This is a genomic window from Paracoccus marcusii (assembly GCF_028621715.1).
GTDB lineage: Bacteria > Pseudomonadota > Alphaproteobacteria > Rhodobacterales > Rhodobacteraceae > Paracoccus > Paracoccus marcusii.
This window is the reverse complement of sequence record NZ_CP117466.1, coordinates 2,147,976-2,166,553: the sequence shown is the minus strand read 5'-3', so window position 1 is coordinate 2,166,553 and position 18,578 is coordinate 2,147,976. Positions and strand designations below refer to the sequence as shown.

17 protein-coding genes and 1 tRNA gene are annotated in these 18,578 nt (G+C 66.8%); 9 read left to right on the top strand and 9 right to left on the bottom strand.

Translation table 11 applies throughout. The features are described from left to right. Positions 1-5 precede the first annotated feature (5 nt). The 4 genes from PRL19_RS10730 to phaC form a co-directional block, all read right to left on the bottom strand. Positions 6-95: transfer RNA gene (locus PRL19_RS10730), tRNA-Ser, on the bottom strand. Between the two features lie 42 nt (positions 96-137). After that, positions 138-716 (bottom strand): polyhydroxyalkanoate synthesis repressor PhaR, encoded by a 579-nt coding sequence (gene phaR / locus PRL19_RS10725; RefSeq protein WP_273742934.1) that lies wholly within the window; start codon positions 714-716, stop codon positions 138-140. Positions 717-854: 138 nt separating this feature from the next. Then, positions 855-1,310: a Phasin gene (locus PRL19_RS10720; protein ID WP_273742933.1), complete on the bottom strand. Its 456-nt coding sequence runs from the start codon at positions 1,308-1,310 to the stop codon at positions 855-857. Between the two features lie 176 nt (positions 1,311-1,486). Continuing rightward, positions 1,487-3,349, bottom strand: a complete 1,863-nt coding sequence (gene phaC / locus PRL19_RS10715; RefSeq protein WP_337960255.1) for a class I poly(R)-hydroxyalkanoic acid synthase — start codon at positions 3,347-3,349, stop codon at positions 1,487-1,489. Positions 3,350-3,600: 251 nt separating this feature from the next. On the opposite strand from phaC, the gene phaZ reads away from it, so the two are divergent. After that, positions 3,601-4,947: a polyhydroxyalkanoate depolymerase gene (gene phaZ / locus PRL19_RS10710; RefSeq protein WP_127898190.1), complete on the top strand. Its 1,347-nt coding sequence runs from the start codon at positions 3,601-3,603 to the stop codon at positions 4,945-4,947. 89 nt (positions 4,948-5,036) lie between these two features. Then, positions 5,037-5,510, top strand: a complete 474-nt coding sequence (locus tag PRL19_RS10705; RefSeq protein ID WP_045999481.1) for a pyridoxamine 5'-phosphate oxidase family protein — start codon at positions 5,037-5,039, stop codon at positions 5,508-5,510. Here PRL19_RS10705 and PRL19_RS10700 read toward each other — a convergent pair. Together PRL19_RS10700 and PRL19_RS10695 are read right to left on the bottom strand one after the other, a co-directional pair. Beyond that, positions 5,492-6,241, bottom strand: coding sequence for an alpha/beta hydrolase (locus PRL19_RS10700; RefSeq protein WP_273742931.1), 750 nt, complete (start codon positions 6,239-6,241; stop codon positions 5,492-5,494). The genes PRL19_RS10705 and PRL19_RS10700 overlap by 19 nt on opposite strands. After that, positions 6,238-7,527: an MFS transporter gene (locus PRL19_RS10695; protein ID WP_045981189.1), complete on the bottom strand. Its 1,290-nt coding sequence runs from the start codon at positions 7,525-7,527 to the stop codon at positions 6,238-6,240. The genes PRL19_RS10700 and PRL19_RS10695 overlap by 4 nt, the downstream gene beginning before the upstream one ends. Positions 7,528-7,643: 116 nt before the next feature. Here PRL19_RS10695 and thrS point away from each other — a divergent pair, with 116 nt between their 5' ends. The 5 genes from thrS (at position 7,644) to PRL19_RS10670 (ending at position 13,428) form a co-directional block, all read left to right on the top strand. Further along, complete coding sequence (thrS, locus tag PRL19_RS10690) at positions 7,644-9,590, top strand: threonine--tRNA ligase (protein WP_139597722.1); 1,947 nt, start codon at positions 7,644-7,646, stop codon at positions 9,588-9,590. Positions 9,591-9,781: 191 nt separating this feature from the next. Continuing rightward, positions 9,782-9,988, top strand: a complete 207-nt coding sequence (locus PRL19_RS10685) for a cold-shock protein (RefSeq protein WP_042244736.1) — start codon at positions 9,782-9,784, stop codon at positions 9,986-9,988. Between the two features lie 74 nt (positions 9,989-10,062). Beyond that, entirely contained in the window at positions 10,063-11,526 is a 1,464-nt protein-coding gene (locus tag PRL19_RS10680; RefSeq protein ID WP_273742930.1) for a class I adenylate-forming enzyme family protein, read from the top strand. Then, the gene (locus tag PRL19_RS10675; RefSeq protein ID WP_273742929.1) at positions 11,523-12,146 is read left to right on the top strand and encodes a DsbA family oxidoreductase; all 624 of its coding nucleotides are present in this window, start codon (positions 11,523-11,525) and stop codon (positions 12,144-12,146) included. Before PRL19_RS10680 ends, PRL19_RS10675 begins: the two co-directional genes overlap by 4 nt. A gap of 61 nt (positions 12,147-12,207) precedes the next feature. Next, complete coding sequence (locus tag PRL19_RS10670) at positions 12,208-13,428, top strand: multidrug effflux MFS transporter (protein WP_273742928.1); 1,221 nt, start codon at positions 12,208-12,210, stop codon at positions 13,426-13,428. A 95-nt stretch (positions 13,429-13,523) separates the two neighbouring features. On the opposite strand, the gene PRL19_RS10665 is transcribed toward PRL19_RS10670, so the two are convergent. From PRL19_RS10665 to PRL19_RS10655, 3 genes are all read right to left on the bottom strand, one after another. Further along, entirely contained in the window at positions 13,524-14,297 is a 774-nt protein-coding gene (locus tag PRL19_RS10665; RefSeq protein WP_045981184.1) for an ATP-binding cassette domain-containing protein, read from the bottom strand. Beyond that, positions 14,294-15,349, bottom strand: a complete 1,056-nt coding sequence (locus PRL19_RS10660) for an ABC transporter permease (RefSeq protein WP_045999488.1) — start codon at positions 15,347-15,349, stop codon at positions 14,294-14,296. The genes PRL19_RS10665 and PRL19_RS10660 overlap by 4 nt, the downstream gene beginning before the upstream one ends. A gap of 73 nt (positions 15,350-15,422) precedes the next feature. Next, positions 15,423-16,451, bottom strand: coding sequence for a sugar ABC transporter substrate-binding protein (locus PRL19_RS10655; RefSeq protein ID WP_273742927.1), 1,029 nt, complete (start codon positions 16,449-16,451; stop codon positions 15,423-15,425). Between the two features lie 119 nt (positions 16,452-16,570). Here PRL19_RS10655 and PRL19_RS10650 point away from each other — a divergent pair, with 119 nt between their 5' ends. Next, positions 16,571-17,695 carry an ROK family transcriptional regulator gene (locus tag PRL19_RS10650; RefSeq protein ID WP_273742926.1) on the top strand — a complete coding sequence of 375 codons (1,125 nt, stop codon included), beginning with the start codon at positions 16,571-16,573 and terminating at the stop codon, positions 17,693-17,695. A 153-nt stretch (positions 17,696-17,848) separates the two neighbouring features. Continuing rightward, positions 17,849-18,469 carry a 30S ribosomal protein S4 gene (rpsD, locus tag PRL19_RS10645; RefSeq protein ID WP_045981180.1) on the top strand — a complete coding sequence of 207 codons (621 nt, stop codon included), beginning with the start codon at positions 17,849-17,851 and terminating at the stop codon, positions 18,467-18,469. The last annotated feature ends 109 nt before the right edge of the window (positions 18,470-18,578 follow it).

Genomic DNA, 18,578 nt, shown 5'->3' with positions numbered 1-18,578 from the left:
CCATTTGGCGGAGCGAGAGGGATTCGAACCCTCGAGACGGTCTCCCGCCTACACACTTTCCAGGCGTGCGCCTTCGACCACTCGGCCACCGCTCCGTGAGGCGGGTCTAGCCCGACGCACGGCGCGGTGCAAGGGGATCACAGCTTGGAAACGCGCTTTTGCAGTTCGGCAAGCTGGCGGCGGATCTCGGCCATGTCGCGCTCGTCCTCGGGGGTTGCGGGGCTGGCGGGGGGCGCGGGCGTGCCGTCCTCCCGTTCGGGGCCCGAGGCACCACCGCGCCAGCCGCCCATCATAGCCTTGAGAAACATCTGCTGCTGGCGCTGCAGCGCGTCGAATCCCGGCATCGTGGCCATGGGATTGGGCATCGCCGCCATGTTCTCCATCAGCTTGGACTGTCCCTCGCGCAGCATCTCGAAGCTCGCGGCAAGGAACTGCGGGACGACCGATTGCGCGTTGGTCGTATAGCTGCGCACCAGGTCGGTCAGCACGTCCAGCGGCAGGACGCTCTCGCCCCGGCTTTCATGTTCGGCGATGATCTGCAGCAGGTACTGGCGGGTTAGATCATCGCCCGACTTCAGGTCGATGATCTTGACCTCGCGGCCATCGCGGATGAAGCCCGCGATATCCTCCAGCGTAACATAGTCGCTGGTCTGCGTGTTATAGAGGCGGCGGCTGGCATAACGCTTGATCAGCAGCGGCGCAGTCGATGCGGCCATCCTGGGTTCCTTGAATTCATCCTGGCCGCCATGATGAATTCTGCACCCGCAAAACGCAAAGGAAAAAGCCCCGGCGCGCAAATGCGAACAGGGGCGACCGAAGTCGCCCCTGCCCCGTCGGTTGCAGTGATCAGGCGATCACTTGTCGACGGTCGCCGTGGCGGCCTTCTTGACGGCGGTCTGGGTGTCGCGGGCGGCCTTTTCGGCCACCTTCTGCGCATCCGACGCCATGTCCTTGCCGGCGGTCAGCATCAGGTCGACGGTGTCCATCTGGACCTTCTTGGCGACTTCGGCATAGGCAGCCATGTGCTCGGCGGCCATTTCGGCTGCGGCCGAGGCGAAATCGCTCATGGCCTTGGCGTATTCGGACGGGTCCTGCTTGACGGCAGCCAGCTCACCCATGCGCGAGATCGAGTCTTTGGCCCAGCGGGCCGAGATCTCGGTCGAACGCTCGGCGGCGCTCAGCGCGACGCGGGCCAGCTTCTCGCCCATCATCGACTGCGACTTCATCGCGTCCTGCATCGAGCTGGTGTCGATGGGAAAGTTCGCCATCATGTCCTGCATCGTCTTGGTCATATCGGGGGTCTTTGCCATGTCGTTCACTCCTGTGATGCAGCGACCGAGAGACAGAGGGAACGGGTCGCTGCGATCCATTCCATGCCATCAATATGAATGCTGCACCGCAGCATTTCAAGTATTTTTTCTGCGGCGCGGCGAAAATCCGGCCGGCCGGCGCAAGCCCTTGGAAAGTCCCGTGCGCCAGCCCCGCTTCAGCCTGCGCGCTCGTGGACATAGCGGCCGGGGGCGGGATCAAGACCCGCTCCGGGGTCGCGGGCGGGCACCATCGGACCGGCTCGCTCGGCCAGCCATGCGCCCCAGGTCGGCCACCAGCTGGACTGCTGGAACGCCGCCGCGTCCTTCCAGTCCTGATGCGTGCCGCCAAAGCCGTGATCGCTGAGGTAGTGCCCGTATTTCTGCCGCGTGGGCGGGTTCACGATGCCCGCCACATGCCCCGATTGCGACAGGATGAAGGTCTTGTCCTTCGATCCCATCTGCGCCACCCCGCGCCAGCAATCCTTCCAGGGTGCGATGTGGTCACCCTCGCAGGCGACCGAACACAGGGGCACCGTGACGTCGGACAGGTGCAGACGGTGGCCCAGCAGCTCGAACCCCTCCTCGGCAAAGGCGTTCTTCTGGCACAGGCCACGCAGGTACTGCATCGCCATGCGCCCGGGCAGGTTCGTGCTGTCGCCGTTCCAGAACAGCAGATCGAAGGCCGGCGGCGTCTCTCCCATCATGTAGCTGCGGATGGCAGGGCCCCAGACCAGGTCGTTGGCGCGCAGGAAGCTCATGGTGCGCGACATCAGCTGTGCCCGCAGCAGGCCGTGGCGCTGGACCTCGGCCTCGATGCCGCCGACGAAATCGTCCTGCAGGAAGCTGGTGAATTCGCCCTGGTCGGAAAAGTCCGTCAGCGTGGTCAGCAGCGTGGCCGAGTTCACGCGGCGATCGCCCTTCTGCTTCAGCAGCGCCAGCGTCAGCGAAAGCGTGGTGCCCGCGATGCAATAGCCGACCGCGTTCAGCCGCGCCTGTCCCGTCAGGGCCTGCACCTGGTCCATCGCGTCCAGATAGGCCTGGACGTACTCCTCCATGCCGGTGTCGGACAGGCTGGCATCGGGGTTCTTCCAACTGACGACGAACAGCGTCTGGCCCTGATCCACCAGCCAGCGGATCAGACTGTTCTGGGGCTTCAGGTCCAGAATGTAGAACTTGTTGATCCAAGGCGGAAAGATCACCAGGGGCAGCGCATGCGTCTTGGGCGTCGTGGGCGCGTACTGGATCAGCTCGAACAGCGGCGCGCGATAGACGACGGTGCCGGGCGCGGTTCCGATGTTCTCTCCGACCGTGAAGGCGCGGCGATCGGCCAGGGACACGATCATCTCTCCGCCATGCTGCTCGACGTCGCGGACCAGGTTCTCCAGCCCCTTGACCAGGCTTTCGCCCTCGGTCTCGACGGCCTTCTCCAGCGCGTCGGGATTGGTCGCAAGAAAGTTGGTGGGCGCCATCATGTCGATGATCTGCGCGGTCATCCAGTGGACACGCTTGCGGGTCACATCGTCGGGCAGATCCAGCGTCGCCGTCGCATCCTTCAGCGCGCGCGCATTGGTCAGGTATTGCTTCTTGATCAGGTTGAAATAGGGATGGGTCTGCCACAGCGGATTGGCAAAGCGGCGATCGGCGGGGGTGTCATCCTCGGGGGCGGTCAGCTGCCCGGTGGCAAGCGCCTTCTGCGCGCGGGCATAATTCGACAGGGTCTGACCCCAGAAGGTGACCTGCGTCTCGATCATCTTGGCGGGATGTTCCGCCAGCGTCTTCAGGAACGCGTTCGCGGCGGTCAGGTACAGCTCGGCGCCCGGCCCCTCGACGCCGGGATTGGGCAAGTTGCGATCGGCCAGCGCGGCCATCAGGCGGTGACCCAGGGTCTCGATCCGCTCGATGTTCTCGGCCAGCTTGTGGGCGGCGGGGGCGAGCTTGGGCGCCGCGACCTTAGCTTCGCCCTCGGGCGACGTGCCTTGGACCTGGGGCGTCTCGACCTTGGGTTCGGCGGCGTCCACCTTGGCCTGGGGCGTCTTCACCTCGACCTCCGGGGTCTTGGCCTGGGGCTTGGGCTTCGCGCGCACCTTTGCGGTTGTTGCCGGTTTCGCACGTGATTTGGCAACATTTTTACCCGTATTGTCCGGCTGTCTTGCCATGATCCGTAATCCCCCCTACTTATACGGTCATGATATGCGCAGGGCAGGCAAGGCGTAAACCCGGCTTCTGACCCCGTTCCCGCCGCCCCGTCGCGCGCAGATCATGTGCCGCGGCGCAGCAATTGTGGGGTTACATGTCGGTCAAAGGTCTTCGCGGCATCGTGTCCTATGACGCGATGGAGACGATTCGGAACACGAACGAATGGATGGGCGCGACCGCCCGCGCGATCGGGGCCTATCCCGCCTTCGCCTTGGTCCCGCATCCCGCGTTTCGGATGCTGGGGGCCTGGGGCCGTGTCACCGAACGCAGCTTTGCACGCATGGTGATCAAGCCCGACTGGGAGATCCCCCCCATCGCCGGAGAGGACGGGCAGGACCATGTCGTCTATGTCGAGCCGGTCCTGCGCCGGGCCTTCGGCGACCTGATCCATTTCCGCGTCGCCCGTCGCGACCCGCTGCCCCGCAAGGTCCTGCTGGTCGCGCCGATGTCGGGTCACTACGCGACCCTGATGCGCTCGACCGTGCTGTCGCTTCTGAACGATTGCGAACTGTACGTGACCGACTGGCACAATGCCCGCGACATTCCGGTCAGCGAGGGCAAGTTCGACGTCGAGGATTATACCCGCTACCTGGTCGACTTCATTCGCCACCTGGGCCCCGACGTGAATGTCATCGCGGTGTGTCAGCCGGCGCCCCTGGCCCTGGTCGCGACCGCTATCTTGGCGGAGGAGGAGCCGGCCGCGCAGCCGCGCACCCTGACCCTGATTGGCGGCCCCGTCGACCCCGACGCCGCCGCGACCGAGGTCACCGATTTCGGCAACCGCATCACCATGGGTGAGCTGGAGCATCTGGCGATCCAGTCCGTGGGCTTCAAGTATCGCGGTGCCGGGCGCATGGTCTATCCCGGGCTGGCGCAGCTGTCGTCGTTCATCACCATGAACATGCAGACCCATACCCGCGCCTTTATCGAACAGATCTATGCCGAGGCGCGCGGCACCGCCAGCGAAGGCGACAAGCACAACAAGTTCTATGACGAATACCTGGCGGTCATGGACATGACGGCCGAATTCTACCTGTCGACCGTCGAACGCATCTTCAAGAACCTCGAGATCGCGCAGAACCGCTTCACCGTCGACGGCCGTCCCGTCGATATCGGCAAGATCACCGACGTCGCCGTGATGACGGTCGAGGGGGCGAATGACGACATCTCGGCGCCGGGCCAATGCGTCGCGGCGCTGGACCTGTGCACCGGCGTGCCCGACGCCAGGAAGGTTCAGCACCTGGAACCGGGCGCTGGCCATTACGGCATCTTTGCAGGCAAGTCGTGGCGCCTGAACATCCGCCCGCTGGTTCTTGACTTCATTGACGAAAACGCAGCGCTGCCGGACAGCGTCAAGCCGCGTCGCAAGCGTCGGGCAGGCGGCGCGGCCGCCGATTGCGGCGTCAACGATCCGGTCCATTCGGACAACGTCGCGGTCTGACGTCGGTCCCGCGGGACGGGGGAACCCGGTCCCGCGGATCGTTGTTTATCCCGCGATCGCCGCCTGATGCGGCACGAAAGGATCGCAGGATGACCGACCACAATCACCAGTTCTGGAGCCGTCTGGACGACATCAACAGCGGCATGCTGGGTGTGACCCAAGATTCGCGGCTTGTTCCGATGTCGCATTATACCGACCGCAAGGTCGGCGTGCTGTGGTTCATCACCGCCAAGGACACCGACTTGGCCCGCAGCGTGGCATCGGGTCCGCAGGATGCGATGCATGTGGTCAGCGATGGCGGCCAGGGCCTTTACGCCCGCATCCACGGCACCCTGTCCCTGTCCGACAACCGCGCCAAGCTGGACGAGCTTTGGAACGCAGTCGCCTCCAGCTGGTTCGAGGATGGCAAGCAGGACCCCGACGTCCAGCTGCTGCGTCTCGACCTGACCGAGGCGGAGGTTTGGGCCACGGGCGGCAGCATGGCCTTCCTGTACCAGATCGCCAAATCCAAGATCACCGGCGACAAGCCCGACATGGGCGACCACTATTCCCTGACGTTCTGAACGACCTCCTCGATCGTCGCGACGATCAGGTCCAGACAGTCGGGCGAGGAGAATCGGTGATCGGCCCCCTTGACCAGGGTCAGCCGCAGATCCTCGCCCGACGCGTGATCCAGCAGGTCCATCGCCCAGGACACCGGCACATCCGCATCCGCTGTCCCCTGCAGCATCCGCGCCGGAAAAGGCAGCAAAAGCGGCTGGTTCAGGACGAGTTGGTCGCGGCCATTTTCGATCAACCGCCGCGTCAGGACCAGCGGCTCTCCGTACTCGCTTGGCAAGGCAACGCGGCCGTCGCGCATCAGCGACTTGCGTTGGTCGGGTGAAAATCCGGCCCAGAACCCGCGTTCGGTGAAATCCGGCGCCGCGGCAATCGTGACCAGCCCGGCAACGCGGTCCGGGATCGTCCGTGCCATCAGCAGGCTGATCCACCCGCCCATCGACGACCCGACCAGAACCTGCGGGCCCTGTGTCAGCGCCTCGATCGCTGCACGGGCATCGGCGGCCCAATCCCCGATGCAGCCCTCCTCGAACGCGCCGTCGCTGGCGCCGTGCCCGGAATAGTCGAACCGCAAAAAGGCACGCCCCTGCGCCGCCGCCCAGTCCCGCAGATGGACTGCCTTCGACCCCTGCATGTCGGACCGGAACCCGCCCAGGAACACGATGCCGGGGCCCTGCCCCTCCAGGCGGTCGTAGGCGATGCGCCGTCCCGTATCCGTCGTCAGATAATCCGTCATTTGCTCACCTCGTCCAATCCCCATGCGACCCAGGCCCCCAGGGCCGACGCCGCGGCGAAGGCGGCCACCGCCCATTGCGCGCCCAGCACTGCCAGCCCCGCAGAGGCGGCGCCGGCCACCAGCAGGACGACACCGACCACCAGGTTCGACACCGCGGTATAGGCGGCGCGCTGATCATCGGGCGCCATGTCGACCAGATAGGTCGTCCGCCCCTGCCGCACGCCGTGATAGGCGATCATCAGGCCGAACAGAACCACCGCGATCGCGCCCGTCACCTGTGCCAGCCCCATGGCCGCCAGAACCAGGGCCGCACCCAGGGCGATTGCCCCCGCGACGCCCGACCAGATCAGCACCCGGCGGGCCGACCGGTCCGACATCCGCCCCCAGACCCAGGACGACAGCAGGGATGCCAGCGCCGATGCCAGCACCAGAAGGCCCAGCTGACGGTCTCCCTGCCCCGCCGCGGCCAGCACCAGCAGATAGGGCGGCGCCAAGGCCGATCCCACCAGCAGCGACCGCGCGACGATGAACCGGGCCAACTGTCCATCCTCGCGCACCAGACGCAGCTGGCCGATGGATTGTGACAGGCTCAGCACCTCCTCACGCGGCTGCGCCTCCTCGTCCAAGGTCGCAAAGATCGCGCCGCCCAGGATCCAGGCAACGCCCGCCAGCGCCACCGCGCCGATGACCAGCACCGCCCGATCCAGCGGCTGCCACAGCAGCAGGCCGGCAAAGACGATGACCCCCGCGGCGCCCACGCTGCTGGCGAAACCCGTGGCCGCGCCGCGCCGCGACTTGCCCACCGTCTTGCCCAAGACATCCTTGTAGCTGGCCGAACAGACCGACCGCGCCAGGGCCAGCACCGCCAGGGCTGCGATGATGGCCCCGCCCGCGGCCGGCCCCTCCATCGTCAGGGCGATGCCCGCGATGGCCAGCGCCGCCAGACCTTGCACGACGCTGCCCACGGCCCAGGCCCATTTGCGTCGCGGCAGTGCGCCGATGGCCCCTGCGGTGAACAGTTGCGGCAGCAGCGACCCGGCCTCTCGGACGGGCACCAGCAGGCCGATCACGCCCGCCCCCGCACCCAGATGGGTCAGCAGCCAGGACAGAACCAGTTTCGCGTCGACCAGCCCGTCGGCCAGTTTCGACGCGGCCAAGGAAAGGATGTGGCGCAGGAAGTTGCGCGGCTCGACCCGGCTCTGGGCGTCGGACAGGCCGCCGTCGCTGTCGGGGTCCTCGACCAGACGCTCGAACAGTTGCTCCTCGAAATCGCTGTGGTGGCTCATGCTGGCTTCCCGTGTGTTGCCGTAATCTTGACTAATCGCGCGGGCACGTCCATGCCTGCCCGACCATAACCCGCAACCGGGCGTTCCGTGGGCGCCAAACCGACGAGGAGGACAACATGTCCCAGATCACCCTCACCTTTCCCGATGGCAATGCGCGCGACTATCCCGCCGGCGTGACCGCCGCCGAGGTCGCCGAGAGCATCGCGCCCAGCCTTGCCAAGCGCGCCATTTCCGCCAGCCTGGACGGCAGCCACATCGACCTGGCCTGGCCGATCACCGCCAGCGGCCAGATTGCCATCCATTCGATGAAGGACGAGGCGCAGGCGCTGGAGCTGATCCGCCACGATTTCGCCCATGTGATGGCCCGTGCGGTCCAGGCGATCTGGCCCGACGTCAAGGTTACCATCGGCCCGGTCCGCGACCACGGCTGGTTCTATGATTTCGACCGGGCCGAACCCTTCACTCCCGACGACCTGGGCGCGATCGAGGCCAAGATGAAGGAGATCATCAACGCCCGCGAACCCGTCCGCACCGAGATCTGGGACCGCGACCGCGCGATCGCCCATTACAAGGCGGCGAACGAGCCCTTCAAGCTGGAGCTGATCGACCGCATCCCCGAGGGCCAGGACCTGCGCATGTACTGGCACGGCGACTGGCAGGACCTGTGCCGCGGTCCGCACCTGCAGAATACCGGCCAGCTGCCCGCCGATGCCTTCAAACTGACCCATATCGCCGGGGCCTATTGGTTGGGCGACGCGACGCGACCCATGCTGCAGCGCATCTATGGCGTGGCGTTCCGCAACCGCGACGACCTCAAGGCGCACATGACGATGCTGGAGGAGGCCGCCAAGCGCGACCACCGCAAGCTGGGCCGCGAGATGGACCTGTACCACATGCAGGAGGAGGCGCCGGGCCAGGTGTTCTGGCACCCGAACGGCTGGAACATCTATACCACGCTGCAGGACTACATGCGCCGCAAGCAGCGCGCCGACGGATATGTCGAGGTCAACACGCCCCAGGTCGTCAGCCGGAAATTGTGGGAAGAATCAGGGCACTGGGAGAACTATCAGGAAAACATGTTCATCGTCGAGGTCGATGAGGAACATGCCAAGACCAAGACGATCAACGCCCTGAAGCCGATGAACTGCCCGTGCCACGTGCAGATCTTCAACCACGGCCTGAAATCCTATCGCGACCTGCCGCTGCGCATGGCCGAGTTCGGGTCCTGCAACCGCTATGAGCCCTCGGGCGCGCTGCACGGCATTATGCGCGTACGCGGCTTTACCCAGGACGACGCCCACATCTTCTGCACCGAGGACCAGATCGAGGCCGAGACCAAGAAGTTCATCGACTTCCTGGCCGGGATCTACTCCGACCTGGGCTTCGAGGGCTGGCGCATCAAGCTGTCGACGCGCCCCGAAAAACGCATCGGGACCGAGGAAAGCTGGGACCGCGCCGAGGCCGCCCTGGGCAACGCCTGCAAGGCCGCGGGCCATGACTACACGGTTTTCCCGGGTGAGGGCGCCTTCTACGGGCCGAAGCTGGAATTCGTGCTGACCGACGCCATCGGTCGCGACTGGCAATGCGGCACGCTGCAGGTGGACCCCAACCTGCCGGAACGTCTGGATGCGGAATATGTCGGTGCCGACGGACACAAGCACCGGCCCATCATGCTGCACCGCGCGGTGCTGGGCAGCTTCGAGCGCTTCATCGGCATCCTGATCGAGAACAGCGCCGGCAAGCTGCCCTTCTGGCTGGCGCCGCGTCAGGTGGTCGTGGCCTCGATCGTGTCGGATGCGGACGCCTATGTGCACGAGGTCGTGGCCGCCCTACGCGCCCGCGGCATCCGGGCCGAGGCCGACATCCGCAACGAAAAGATCAACTACAAGGTCCGCGAACATTCGGTCGGCCGCGTTCCCGCGATCCTGGCCATCGGCATGAAGGAGGTCGAGGACCGCACCGTCTCGCTGCGCCGCTTGGACGCGCAGGGCAGTCGCACCGTGACCCTTGACCAGGTCGTGGCCGATCTGGCGGCCGAGGCCACGCCCCCGGACCTGCGCTGAACCCCGCCTGCGTCGAACGCGGCACCACGGGGCCGCGTTTGACTCTTGCGTTTTGCAACGATTCGGGCATCCTCTCAGTCGCGTGAGCGAAGACTTTCTACCGCCTCCCTCTTGGGCAGCCGGAAGACCGAAAGCGGGCTGCACGGCCTGGCGCAATCCTGCGTCGGGATGACTTGAAGGAGAATACGGTTATGGCGACCGGAACGGTAAAATGGTTCAACTCGACCAAGGGCTTCGGCTTCATCGCGCCCGATGACGGCGGCAAGGACGTGTTCGTGCACATCTCGGCCGTGGAACGTGCCGGGCTGACGGGCCTTCAGGACAACCAGAAGATCGCATTCGAGCTGCAGTCCGGCCGTGACGGCCGCGCCTCGGCCAGCGATCTGAAACTGCTCTGATCCGCCATCGCGCGTGATCCGGACGGCCCGTTCGCGCGGGCCGTTTTTTATTGGGCGACAGGCAGGACGCAGGAATGAACCTGGCCGAACATGTGCTGCGGGCGGGGCAGGCTGTCCCGGACCACCAGGCCCTGGTCGTCATGGGCGCGGACGACGCGCAGGTCTGGACCCATGGCGATCTGCGCCGCGCGGTGCTGGGCACGGCCACGGGACTGACGCGCACGGGCCTGCGGCCGGGCGACCGGCTGCTGATGCGGCTGGCGAACCGCCCGGCCTTTCCCATCGCCTACTTGGGGGCGATCGCTGCGGGGATGATCCCGGTGCCGACCTCGGCCCAGCTGACCGGGGCCGAGATCACGCACATCGCTGCCCGCATCGCACCCGCGATGATCGTGGCCGGCGCGGGCGTGCCCCTGCCCGACCATCCCGCCCCCGTCCTGACCGAGGGCGACCTTGACGGCATTGCCACGCTTCCCCCGGCCGATTTCGCCCAAGGGTCCGCGGATCGCCTGGCCTATATCGTCTTCACCTCGGGCAGTTCGGGCCAGCCCCGAGCCGTCATGCACGCGCATCGCGCGATCCTGGCGCGGCAGGCGATGATGGCGGGCTGGTACGGGCTGCGCGCCGACGATCGCCTGCTGCATGCCGGGGCGTTCAACTGGACATTCACCCTTGGCACCGGGCTGCTGGACCCGTGGACCCTGGGGGCTACGGCATTGATTCCCGCCGACGGCACCCCGATCGAACGCATCCCCCCGCTGGCTGCGCGTCACGGCGCGACGATCCTGGCCGGGGCGCCCGGTGTCTTTCGCCGGATGCTGCGCGCGGACTGGCCCCCGATTGTGACCCTGCGCCACGCCCTGGCCGCCGGAGAGCGGTTGGACCCCGGCCTGCGCACCGCCTGGACCGCCCGCACCGGCACCGACCTGCACGAGGCGATGGGCGCCTCCGAAATCTCGACCTTCCTTTCGGGCAGCCCGTCCCGGCCCGCCCCCCACGGCACGGCGGGCTTTCCGCAGCCCGGCCGTCATGTCGCGATCCTGGCCGACGATGGCCCCCTGCCGCCGGGACAGCCGGGCGCGCTGGCGGTCCGGCGCGACGATCCGGGCCTGTTCCTGGGCTATCTGGACGATCCCGATGCGACGCTCGCCTGCTTTCGCGGCGACTGGTTCGTGACCGGCGACATGGCGCAGGCCGATGATCGCGGCGCGATCACGCTGCTGGGGCGGGCCGACGACATCATGAATGCCGGCGGCTTTCGCGTCGCCCCGCCCGAGATCGAGGATCATCTGGCCACCCATCCCCATGCGGGCGACGTGGCGGTAGCGGAACTGCCCACCGCGCCGGGGGTCAGCATCGTCGCGGCCTTCTGGACCGGTGCCGCGACGCCTGACCAGATGCAGGCTCTGGCCGAGGCCGGCCTTGCCCGCTACAAGCAGCCCCGCGCGTGGATCCCGCTGGACGCGCTGCCGCGCACGCCCACCGGCAAGATCAACCGCCGCGCCCTGCGCGAGGCGCATCGCAAGGACCGACCATGACCCGCCTGGACATCTTCGCCGATCCCGTCTGCCCCTGGTGCCTGATCGGCAAGGTCGAACTGGACCGCGCCCTGGAAAGCCGCCCCGATCATCCCTTCGCGATCACCTGGCACCCGTTCCGCCTGAACCCCGCCATGCCGCCCGAAGGGATGGACCGCGTGGCCTATCTGCGGGCCAAGCTGGGCGATCAGGTCGATGCCGCCGCGCGCGCGCTGGCGGAACGCGCCGCGGCCCTCGGCCTGACCCTGAACCCCTCGCCACGCGAACCCGACACGACCGATGCGCATCGCCTGATGCACTGGGCCGGGCTGGAAGGTGCACAAGGCCGGGTGATGGCCGGGCTGCTGCGGGCGCATTGGCAGGATGCCCAGGACATCGGCGATGCGTCCGTCCTGTCGGCGATCGCCGGGGCGGCCGGGATGGACCCTGCCCTAACCGCGCGCCTGCTGGCCAGCGACGCCGACCGCGACGAGGTCGCCCGTCGCGAATCGCACGCCCGACAGCGCGGGATCTCGTCGGTCCCGACCTTCATCGTCGCGGATGCCCATGCGGTCAGCGGCGCCCAGCCCGCGGACCTGTGGCAGAGCGTCATCGACGAGATCATGGCAGCATCCCGTTAGGGTCAACTTGCAGACTCTGCAAGATGGGCCTATCTGAGGGTCTGACCCAACCGGTGACCCCATGACAGACGTTTCCCACCCCGGGCTTGCGCAGCAGCAACGCCTGCCCCTGCCCGAATTCATCGCGATGCTGGCATTCCTTTTCGCCACCATCGCGTTTTCCATCGACGCGATGCTGCCTGCATTGCCTGACATCGCGGCGGACCTGACGCCCGACAACGTGAACCGCGCCCAGCTGATCCTGACCACCTTCGTGGCCGGGATGGGGCTCGGCACGCTGTTCGCGGGCCCGCTGTCCGACGCGCTTGGCCGCAAGCGCACGATCACCATCGGCTTCGGCATCTACATCGCCGCGACCATCGCCGCGATCTATGCAGATTCGCTGGAACTGCTGCTGGTTGCCCGCTTCGTGCAGGGCCTCGGCGCCGCCGGTCCGCGCATCGTGGGACTGGCCCTGGTCCGCGACCTCTATGAAGGGCGCGAGATGGCCCGGATCAGCAGCTTCGTCATGATGATCTTCATCATGATCCCGGCCGTGGCGCCGACGCTTGGTGCGGGGATCATCGCGATCTCGGACTGGCACGGGGTGTTCCTGGCCTTCATCGCCTTCGCTTTGATCGGCGCGTTGTGGCTGAACATCCGCCAGGCAGAGACGCTGCCCCCCGCCGCGCGCCGTCCCCTGCGCATCGGCACCCTCTATGCCGCCGCGCGCGAGGTCCTGTCCGACCGCCAGGTGATGCTGGCGACGCTGATCCTGACGCTCGGCTTTGGGCAGATGTTCGGCCTGCTGTCCTCGGCCCAGCAGCTTTTCGGCGAAACCTACGGCAAGGGAGAGAACTTCCACCTTTGGTTTGCCGCCATGGCGCTGCTGTCTGGGTCGGGAACGGTGCTGAACGCGACCTTCGTGATGCGCTTTGGCATGCGGCGGATCGCGAAATGGGCCTATGTGATGCAGACCATCGTGTCGGGACTGGCGCTGACGCTGATCCTGTCCGGCGTGCTGCCGCAGGGATTGGAATTCCCGGTCTTCTTCTTCTGGGCGGTCAGCGTGTTCTTCATGGCCGGGGTGACCTTCGGCAACCTGAACGCGCTGGCGCTGCAGCGCATGGGCCATATCGCGGGCATGGCCGCATCTATCGTCGCGGCGATCTCGACGCTGGCGGCGGTGCTGATCGCGGCCCCGGTTGGACTGCTCTACAACGGCACAGCGACCCCGGCGATCACGGCGACGCTGATCTGCTCGGGCCTGGCCTGGGTGCTGATGCGGCGTCTGAACGACTGAAGACGGGCGGGGCCATTCGGTCCCGCCCGTTCGTCATGGAACCGGCCACGGGGGGTCCGGGGGGCTGGCCCCCCGGCCGCCGCGGGACGCAAGGCTCAGGCGGCAACCCCTTCGGGTGCACGCGCGCCGGTCATGTAGGCCACGGCATCCGACATCGAATGTTGCTTGGGGTCGATCACGCACAGCCGCTTGCCCAGGCGATGGATGTGGACGCGGTCCGCCACCTCGAACACGTGCGGCATGTTGTGGCTGATCAGCACGATCGGGATGCCCCGCGACCGCACGTCCTGGATCAGGTCCAGCACCCGGCGGCTTTCCTTGACGCCCAGGGCGGCGGTCGGCTCGTCCAGGATGATCACCCGGCTGCCGAAGGCCGCCGCCCGCGCCACGGCGACGCCCTGGCGCTGACCGCCGGACAGGGTCTCGACGGGCTGGGCGATGTTCTGGATCGTCATCAGGCCCAGTTCGGACAGCTTGGCGCGGGCGAAATCGTCCATCGCCTGCTTGTCCAGCATCCCGAACCACTGGCCCATGATGCCCTTCTTGCGGATCTCGCGCCCCATGAACATGTTATCCGAGATCGACAGCGCGGGCGACAGGGCCAGCGTCTGATAGACTGTCTCGATCCCCATCTTGCGGGCATCCAGCGGGCTGTCAAAGCTGACCACCTGGCCGTTCAGCCGGATCTCGCCCTCGTCGGGCTTGACCGCGCCCGAGATGGCCTTGATCAGGCTGGACTTGCCGGCGCCGTTGTCGCCGATCACGGCCAGGATCTCGCCGGGATACAGGTCGAAGTCGGCATGATCCATGGCAGTCACGCGGCCATAGCGCTTGACCAGGTTGCGGGCGGTAAGCAGCGGCTCGGTCATGACGACACCTTTCTGATCCATTGGTCGATGGCGACGGCGAAGATGATCAGCCAGCCGGTCGCAAACAGCTGCCACAGCACGTCCACACCCGCCAGCCGCAGGCCCGAGTTGAACACGCCCACGATCAGCGCCCCGATCAGCGGCCCCACGATCGACCCGCGACCCCCGAACAGCGAGATGCCCCCGATGACCACGGCCGTGATCGATTCCAGGTTCGCCTCGAAGAACGACGTCGGGCTGATCGACCCCACGCGACCGATGGACGACCATGCCGCCAGGCCACAGATCAGGCCCGCCACGACATAGACCGATAGCAGCACGCGCTTGGTCTGGATGCCGGCCAGCGCGGCCGATTCCGGGTCATCGCCCACCGCATAGACCCGCCGCCCCCAGGCGGTATAGTACAGCGCATAGAACAGCACCGCGAAGACGACCAGCATCAGCACCACGCCATAGGTCAGCACGGCGCCGCCCAGGTTGAACCGGGTGCCGAAGAACTTCAGCAGCGGCGCGTCCATGTCCAAGGTCTGGCTGCGGATCGTCTCTCGACCCGACAGGTAGTAGTTCAGCGCCAGGAACACGTTCCAGGTCCCAAGCGTGGTGATGAAGGGCGGCAGCTTCAGCCGCGTGACCAGGAAACCGTTCAGCGCGCCGGTTCCCGCCCCGCAGGCCAAGCCGACCAGGATGGCGATCGGCACCGGGATGCCGAAGTTGACCGCCAGCTGCCCCATCACGACAGAAATCAGCACCATGACCGCGCCAACCGACAGGTCGATGCCCGCGGTCAGGATGACCAGCGACTGCGCCGCCGCCAGCGTGCCCACGACGGCCACCTGCTGCAGGATCAGCGACAGGTTGAACGCCGAGAAGAAGTTGGGAGAGATCAGCCCGAAGGCGATCAACGACAGGACCAGCACGATGACCGGAACCATGGTGGGATACTGGTGCAGGAAATGCTGCACCCGGTCCAGCGTGCTGCGGTGACGATGGTCGAACTGCGCGACCTTCTCACCGGCAACGCGCTCGACCACGGGATCGGGGGTGTCGGACATCGGGGACCTCGTGGCGTGTCACGGAAGGCGACGGCGGCCAACCCGCCGTCGCGACGTCATGCGGCGGGGAGCATCAGCCCCAGCACTGCTCCAGGCCTTCGGCCACGCTGATCGACGGCACGCCCTCGACCGGCTTGTCCGTGACCAGGTTCACGCCGGTGTTGGTGAAATCCAACCCCTCGCTGGTTTCTGGCTTGGTGCCGTCGGCGGCAAAGGTCGCGATGGCCTCGATGCCCATCGACGCCATCAGCAGCGGATACTGCTGGGCCGTGGCGCCGATCACGCCCGCCTCGACGTTCTGGACACCGGGGCAGCCGCCGTCGATCGACACGATCAGTGCGTTCTCTTCCATGCCGAAGGACTTCAGCGCCTCATAGGCACCGGCCGCTGCCGGTTCGTTGATCGTGTAGACCAGGTTGATCGCCGGATCGCGCTGCATCAGCGCCTCCATGGCCTGCTGGCCGCCTTCCTCGTTGCCCGAGGTGACCTCGTGGCCGACGATGCGGGCGTCGTCCTCGTCACCGATGACGTTCTCGTCCTTCACGTCGATGCCAAAGCCCGCCATGAAGCCCTGATCGCGCAGCACGTCCACCGACGGCGCGCTGGCCGACAGGTCCAGCATGGCGATCTTGGCATCCGCCGCAGCATCGCCCATCTGGCCCGCGGCCCAGGCGCCGATCAGGCGGCCCGCCTCGCGGTTGTCGGTGGCAAAGGTCGCGTCGGCCGCATCGATCGGGTCCAGCGGCGTGTCCAGCGCGATGACCAGGATCCCCGCCTCGCGGGCCTGGCCCAGCGATTCGGTGATGGCCTTGGTGTCGGACGCGGTGATCAGGATGCCCTTGACGCCCGCCGCGATGCAGCTTTCGACGGCCTGCTGCTGGGTCTCGTGGTCGCCGTCGATCTTGCCGGCAAAGGTCATCAGCTCGATGCCCAGCTCCGCGGCCTTGGCGGTGGCGCCTTCCTTCATCTTCACGAAGAACGGGTTGATGTCCGTCTTGGTGATCAGGCAGGCCTTTGTGGCCTCTTGCGCTTGGGCAAAGCCTGCCGACAGGGCAAGCGCGGACACCGCGACGGATGCGCGGATAACGGTTTTGATGGTCACTTGACTAACTCCTCCAGCACGACGGTTCCTCGGCCGTCTTGATGTTACAAAGCACCAGAAGATTGCGCTTGTCAATAAATCAATCATGTTGATTAATGCGATTCAGGAGGACGGAACCCATGCCCCTAGATCGTGACGGCCCCGGCGCGCTCAGCCGGAACGAACGGCTGATCCTGTCGCTGATCCGACGGCGGGGGCCGATGCCGCGCGCGGCGCTGGCGCAGCTGACGGGGCTGTCGGCACAGTCCATCACTAACCTGACGCGCAAGCTGATGATGGCGGGCTATCTGGACGCCGGTGCGGTGGTGCGGGGCAAGGTCGGCCAACCCTCGACCCCGCTGGCGCTGGCCCCGGACGGGGCGTGGTTCCTGGGGCTCAAGATCGGACGCCGGCTGGTCGAACTGGCGCTGGTCGATTTCGCGGGCCGCGTGCGCATGCACCGCCAGGAGGTCTATGCCCACCCCACCCCCGACCGCGTGCTGGCCTTCGCACGTCAGGGGCTGGACACGATGACCGCATCGCTGGACCCCGGCCAGCGTGCACGTCTGATGGGACTGGGTGTCGCGACCCCCTATCGGCTGTGGGACTGGGGCCAGGAGATGGCCGACTGGCTGGACCACGACCTGCAGGCCGAACTGTCGCGCAGCCTGCCCGTCCCGATCTTCGTGGAAAACGACGCCACCACCGCCTGCGGGGCAGAACTGATCTTCGGCAAGACCGACCTGCCGCGGGACTTCATCCATATCTACATCGCCCATTTCGCGGGCGGCGGCATCGTCCTGGACGGCGCGCTGCGCCACGGCCCGACCCGCAACGCGGGCGCCCTGGGGTCGATGCCCATCCCGGTCATGGGCGCACAGGGCGGCCAGCTGCTGGAAAAGGCTTCGGTCTCGGCGCTGGAGGCCCTGATCGGACGGTCCCTGCCGCCCGACGATTCGGGCTGGGACGTTCCCGCCGGAATCGAGTCGGAATGGGCCGACCAGGCGGGCCGGGCACTGGCCTTCGTCGCGCTGTCGGCGGTGGCTCTGGTCGATCTGCCGCTGGTGGTGATCGACGGGGCGGTGCCGCCCGCGACGCGCGCGCGGCTGGCCCAGGCGACCCGCGCGGCGCTGGAGGGGATGCCGACCGCCGGCATCGACCGTCCGCAGGTGATCGAGGGATCGCTTGGCCGCAGCGCGCGCATCCTGGGGGCCGCGGGGCTGCCGCTGGCGCATTTCTTTCAGCCGGACGGGGCGCTGGACTAGGGCGATTGCGGTTGACACCGGGGCCTGCGCGTCTATACGGCACGCTTCGTTGGTGTTGGTGGACCCCGCAAGGGGAACCCTGTCAGGCCCCGGATCGCAAGACCCCTGGGCCAAAGGACAACGCCCTTCGCAACCTGTTGAAGGAGATCAGCCGTGACCAAACGCACGTCTGCCAAGTACAAACTCGATCGCCGCATGGGCGAGAACATCTGGGGCCGCGCCAAGTCGCCCGTCAACCGTCGCGAATACGGCCCCGGCCAGCACGGCCAGCGCCGCAAGAACAAGCTGTCGGACTTCGGCACCCAGCTGCGCGCCAAGCAGAAGCTCAAGGGCTACTACGGCGACCTGACCGAAAAGCAGTTCCGCCGCATCTATGCCGAAGCCGAGCGGATCCGCGGCGACACCGGCGAGAACCTGGTCGGCCTGCTGGAGCGTCGCCTGGACGCCGTCGTCTATCGCGCCAAGTTCGTGGCGACCATCTGGGCCGCCCGCCAGTTTGTGAACCACGGCCACATCCAGGTCAACGGTCAGCGCGTGAACATCGCGTCCTACCGCGTCAAGGAAGGCGATGTCATCTCGATCCGCGAGCGTTCGCGCCAGCTGGCCATCGTGCTGGAAGCCGTCGCCCTGACCGAGCGTGACGTCCCGGACTATCTGGAAGTCGACCACAACAAGATGACCGCGACCTTCGTGCGCACCCCGGCCCTGGGCGACATCCCCTATGCCGTGCAGATGGAACCGAACCTGGTCGTCGAATTCTACGCGAAGAACTGATCTTCGCCAGATCGACCGTCTTTGGGCCGCATCTTCGGATGCGGCCTTTTGCATGGCACCGCGCCCATTTTCCCAATCGCCCTTCGATCAGGATCGGCTGGCGGGGCGG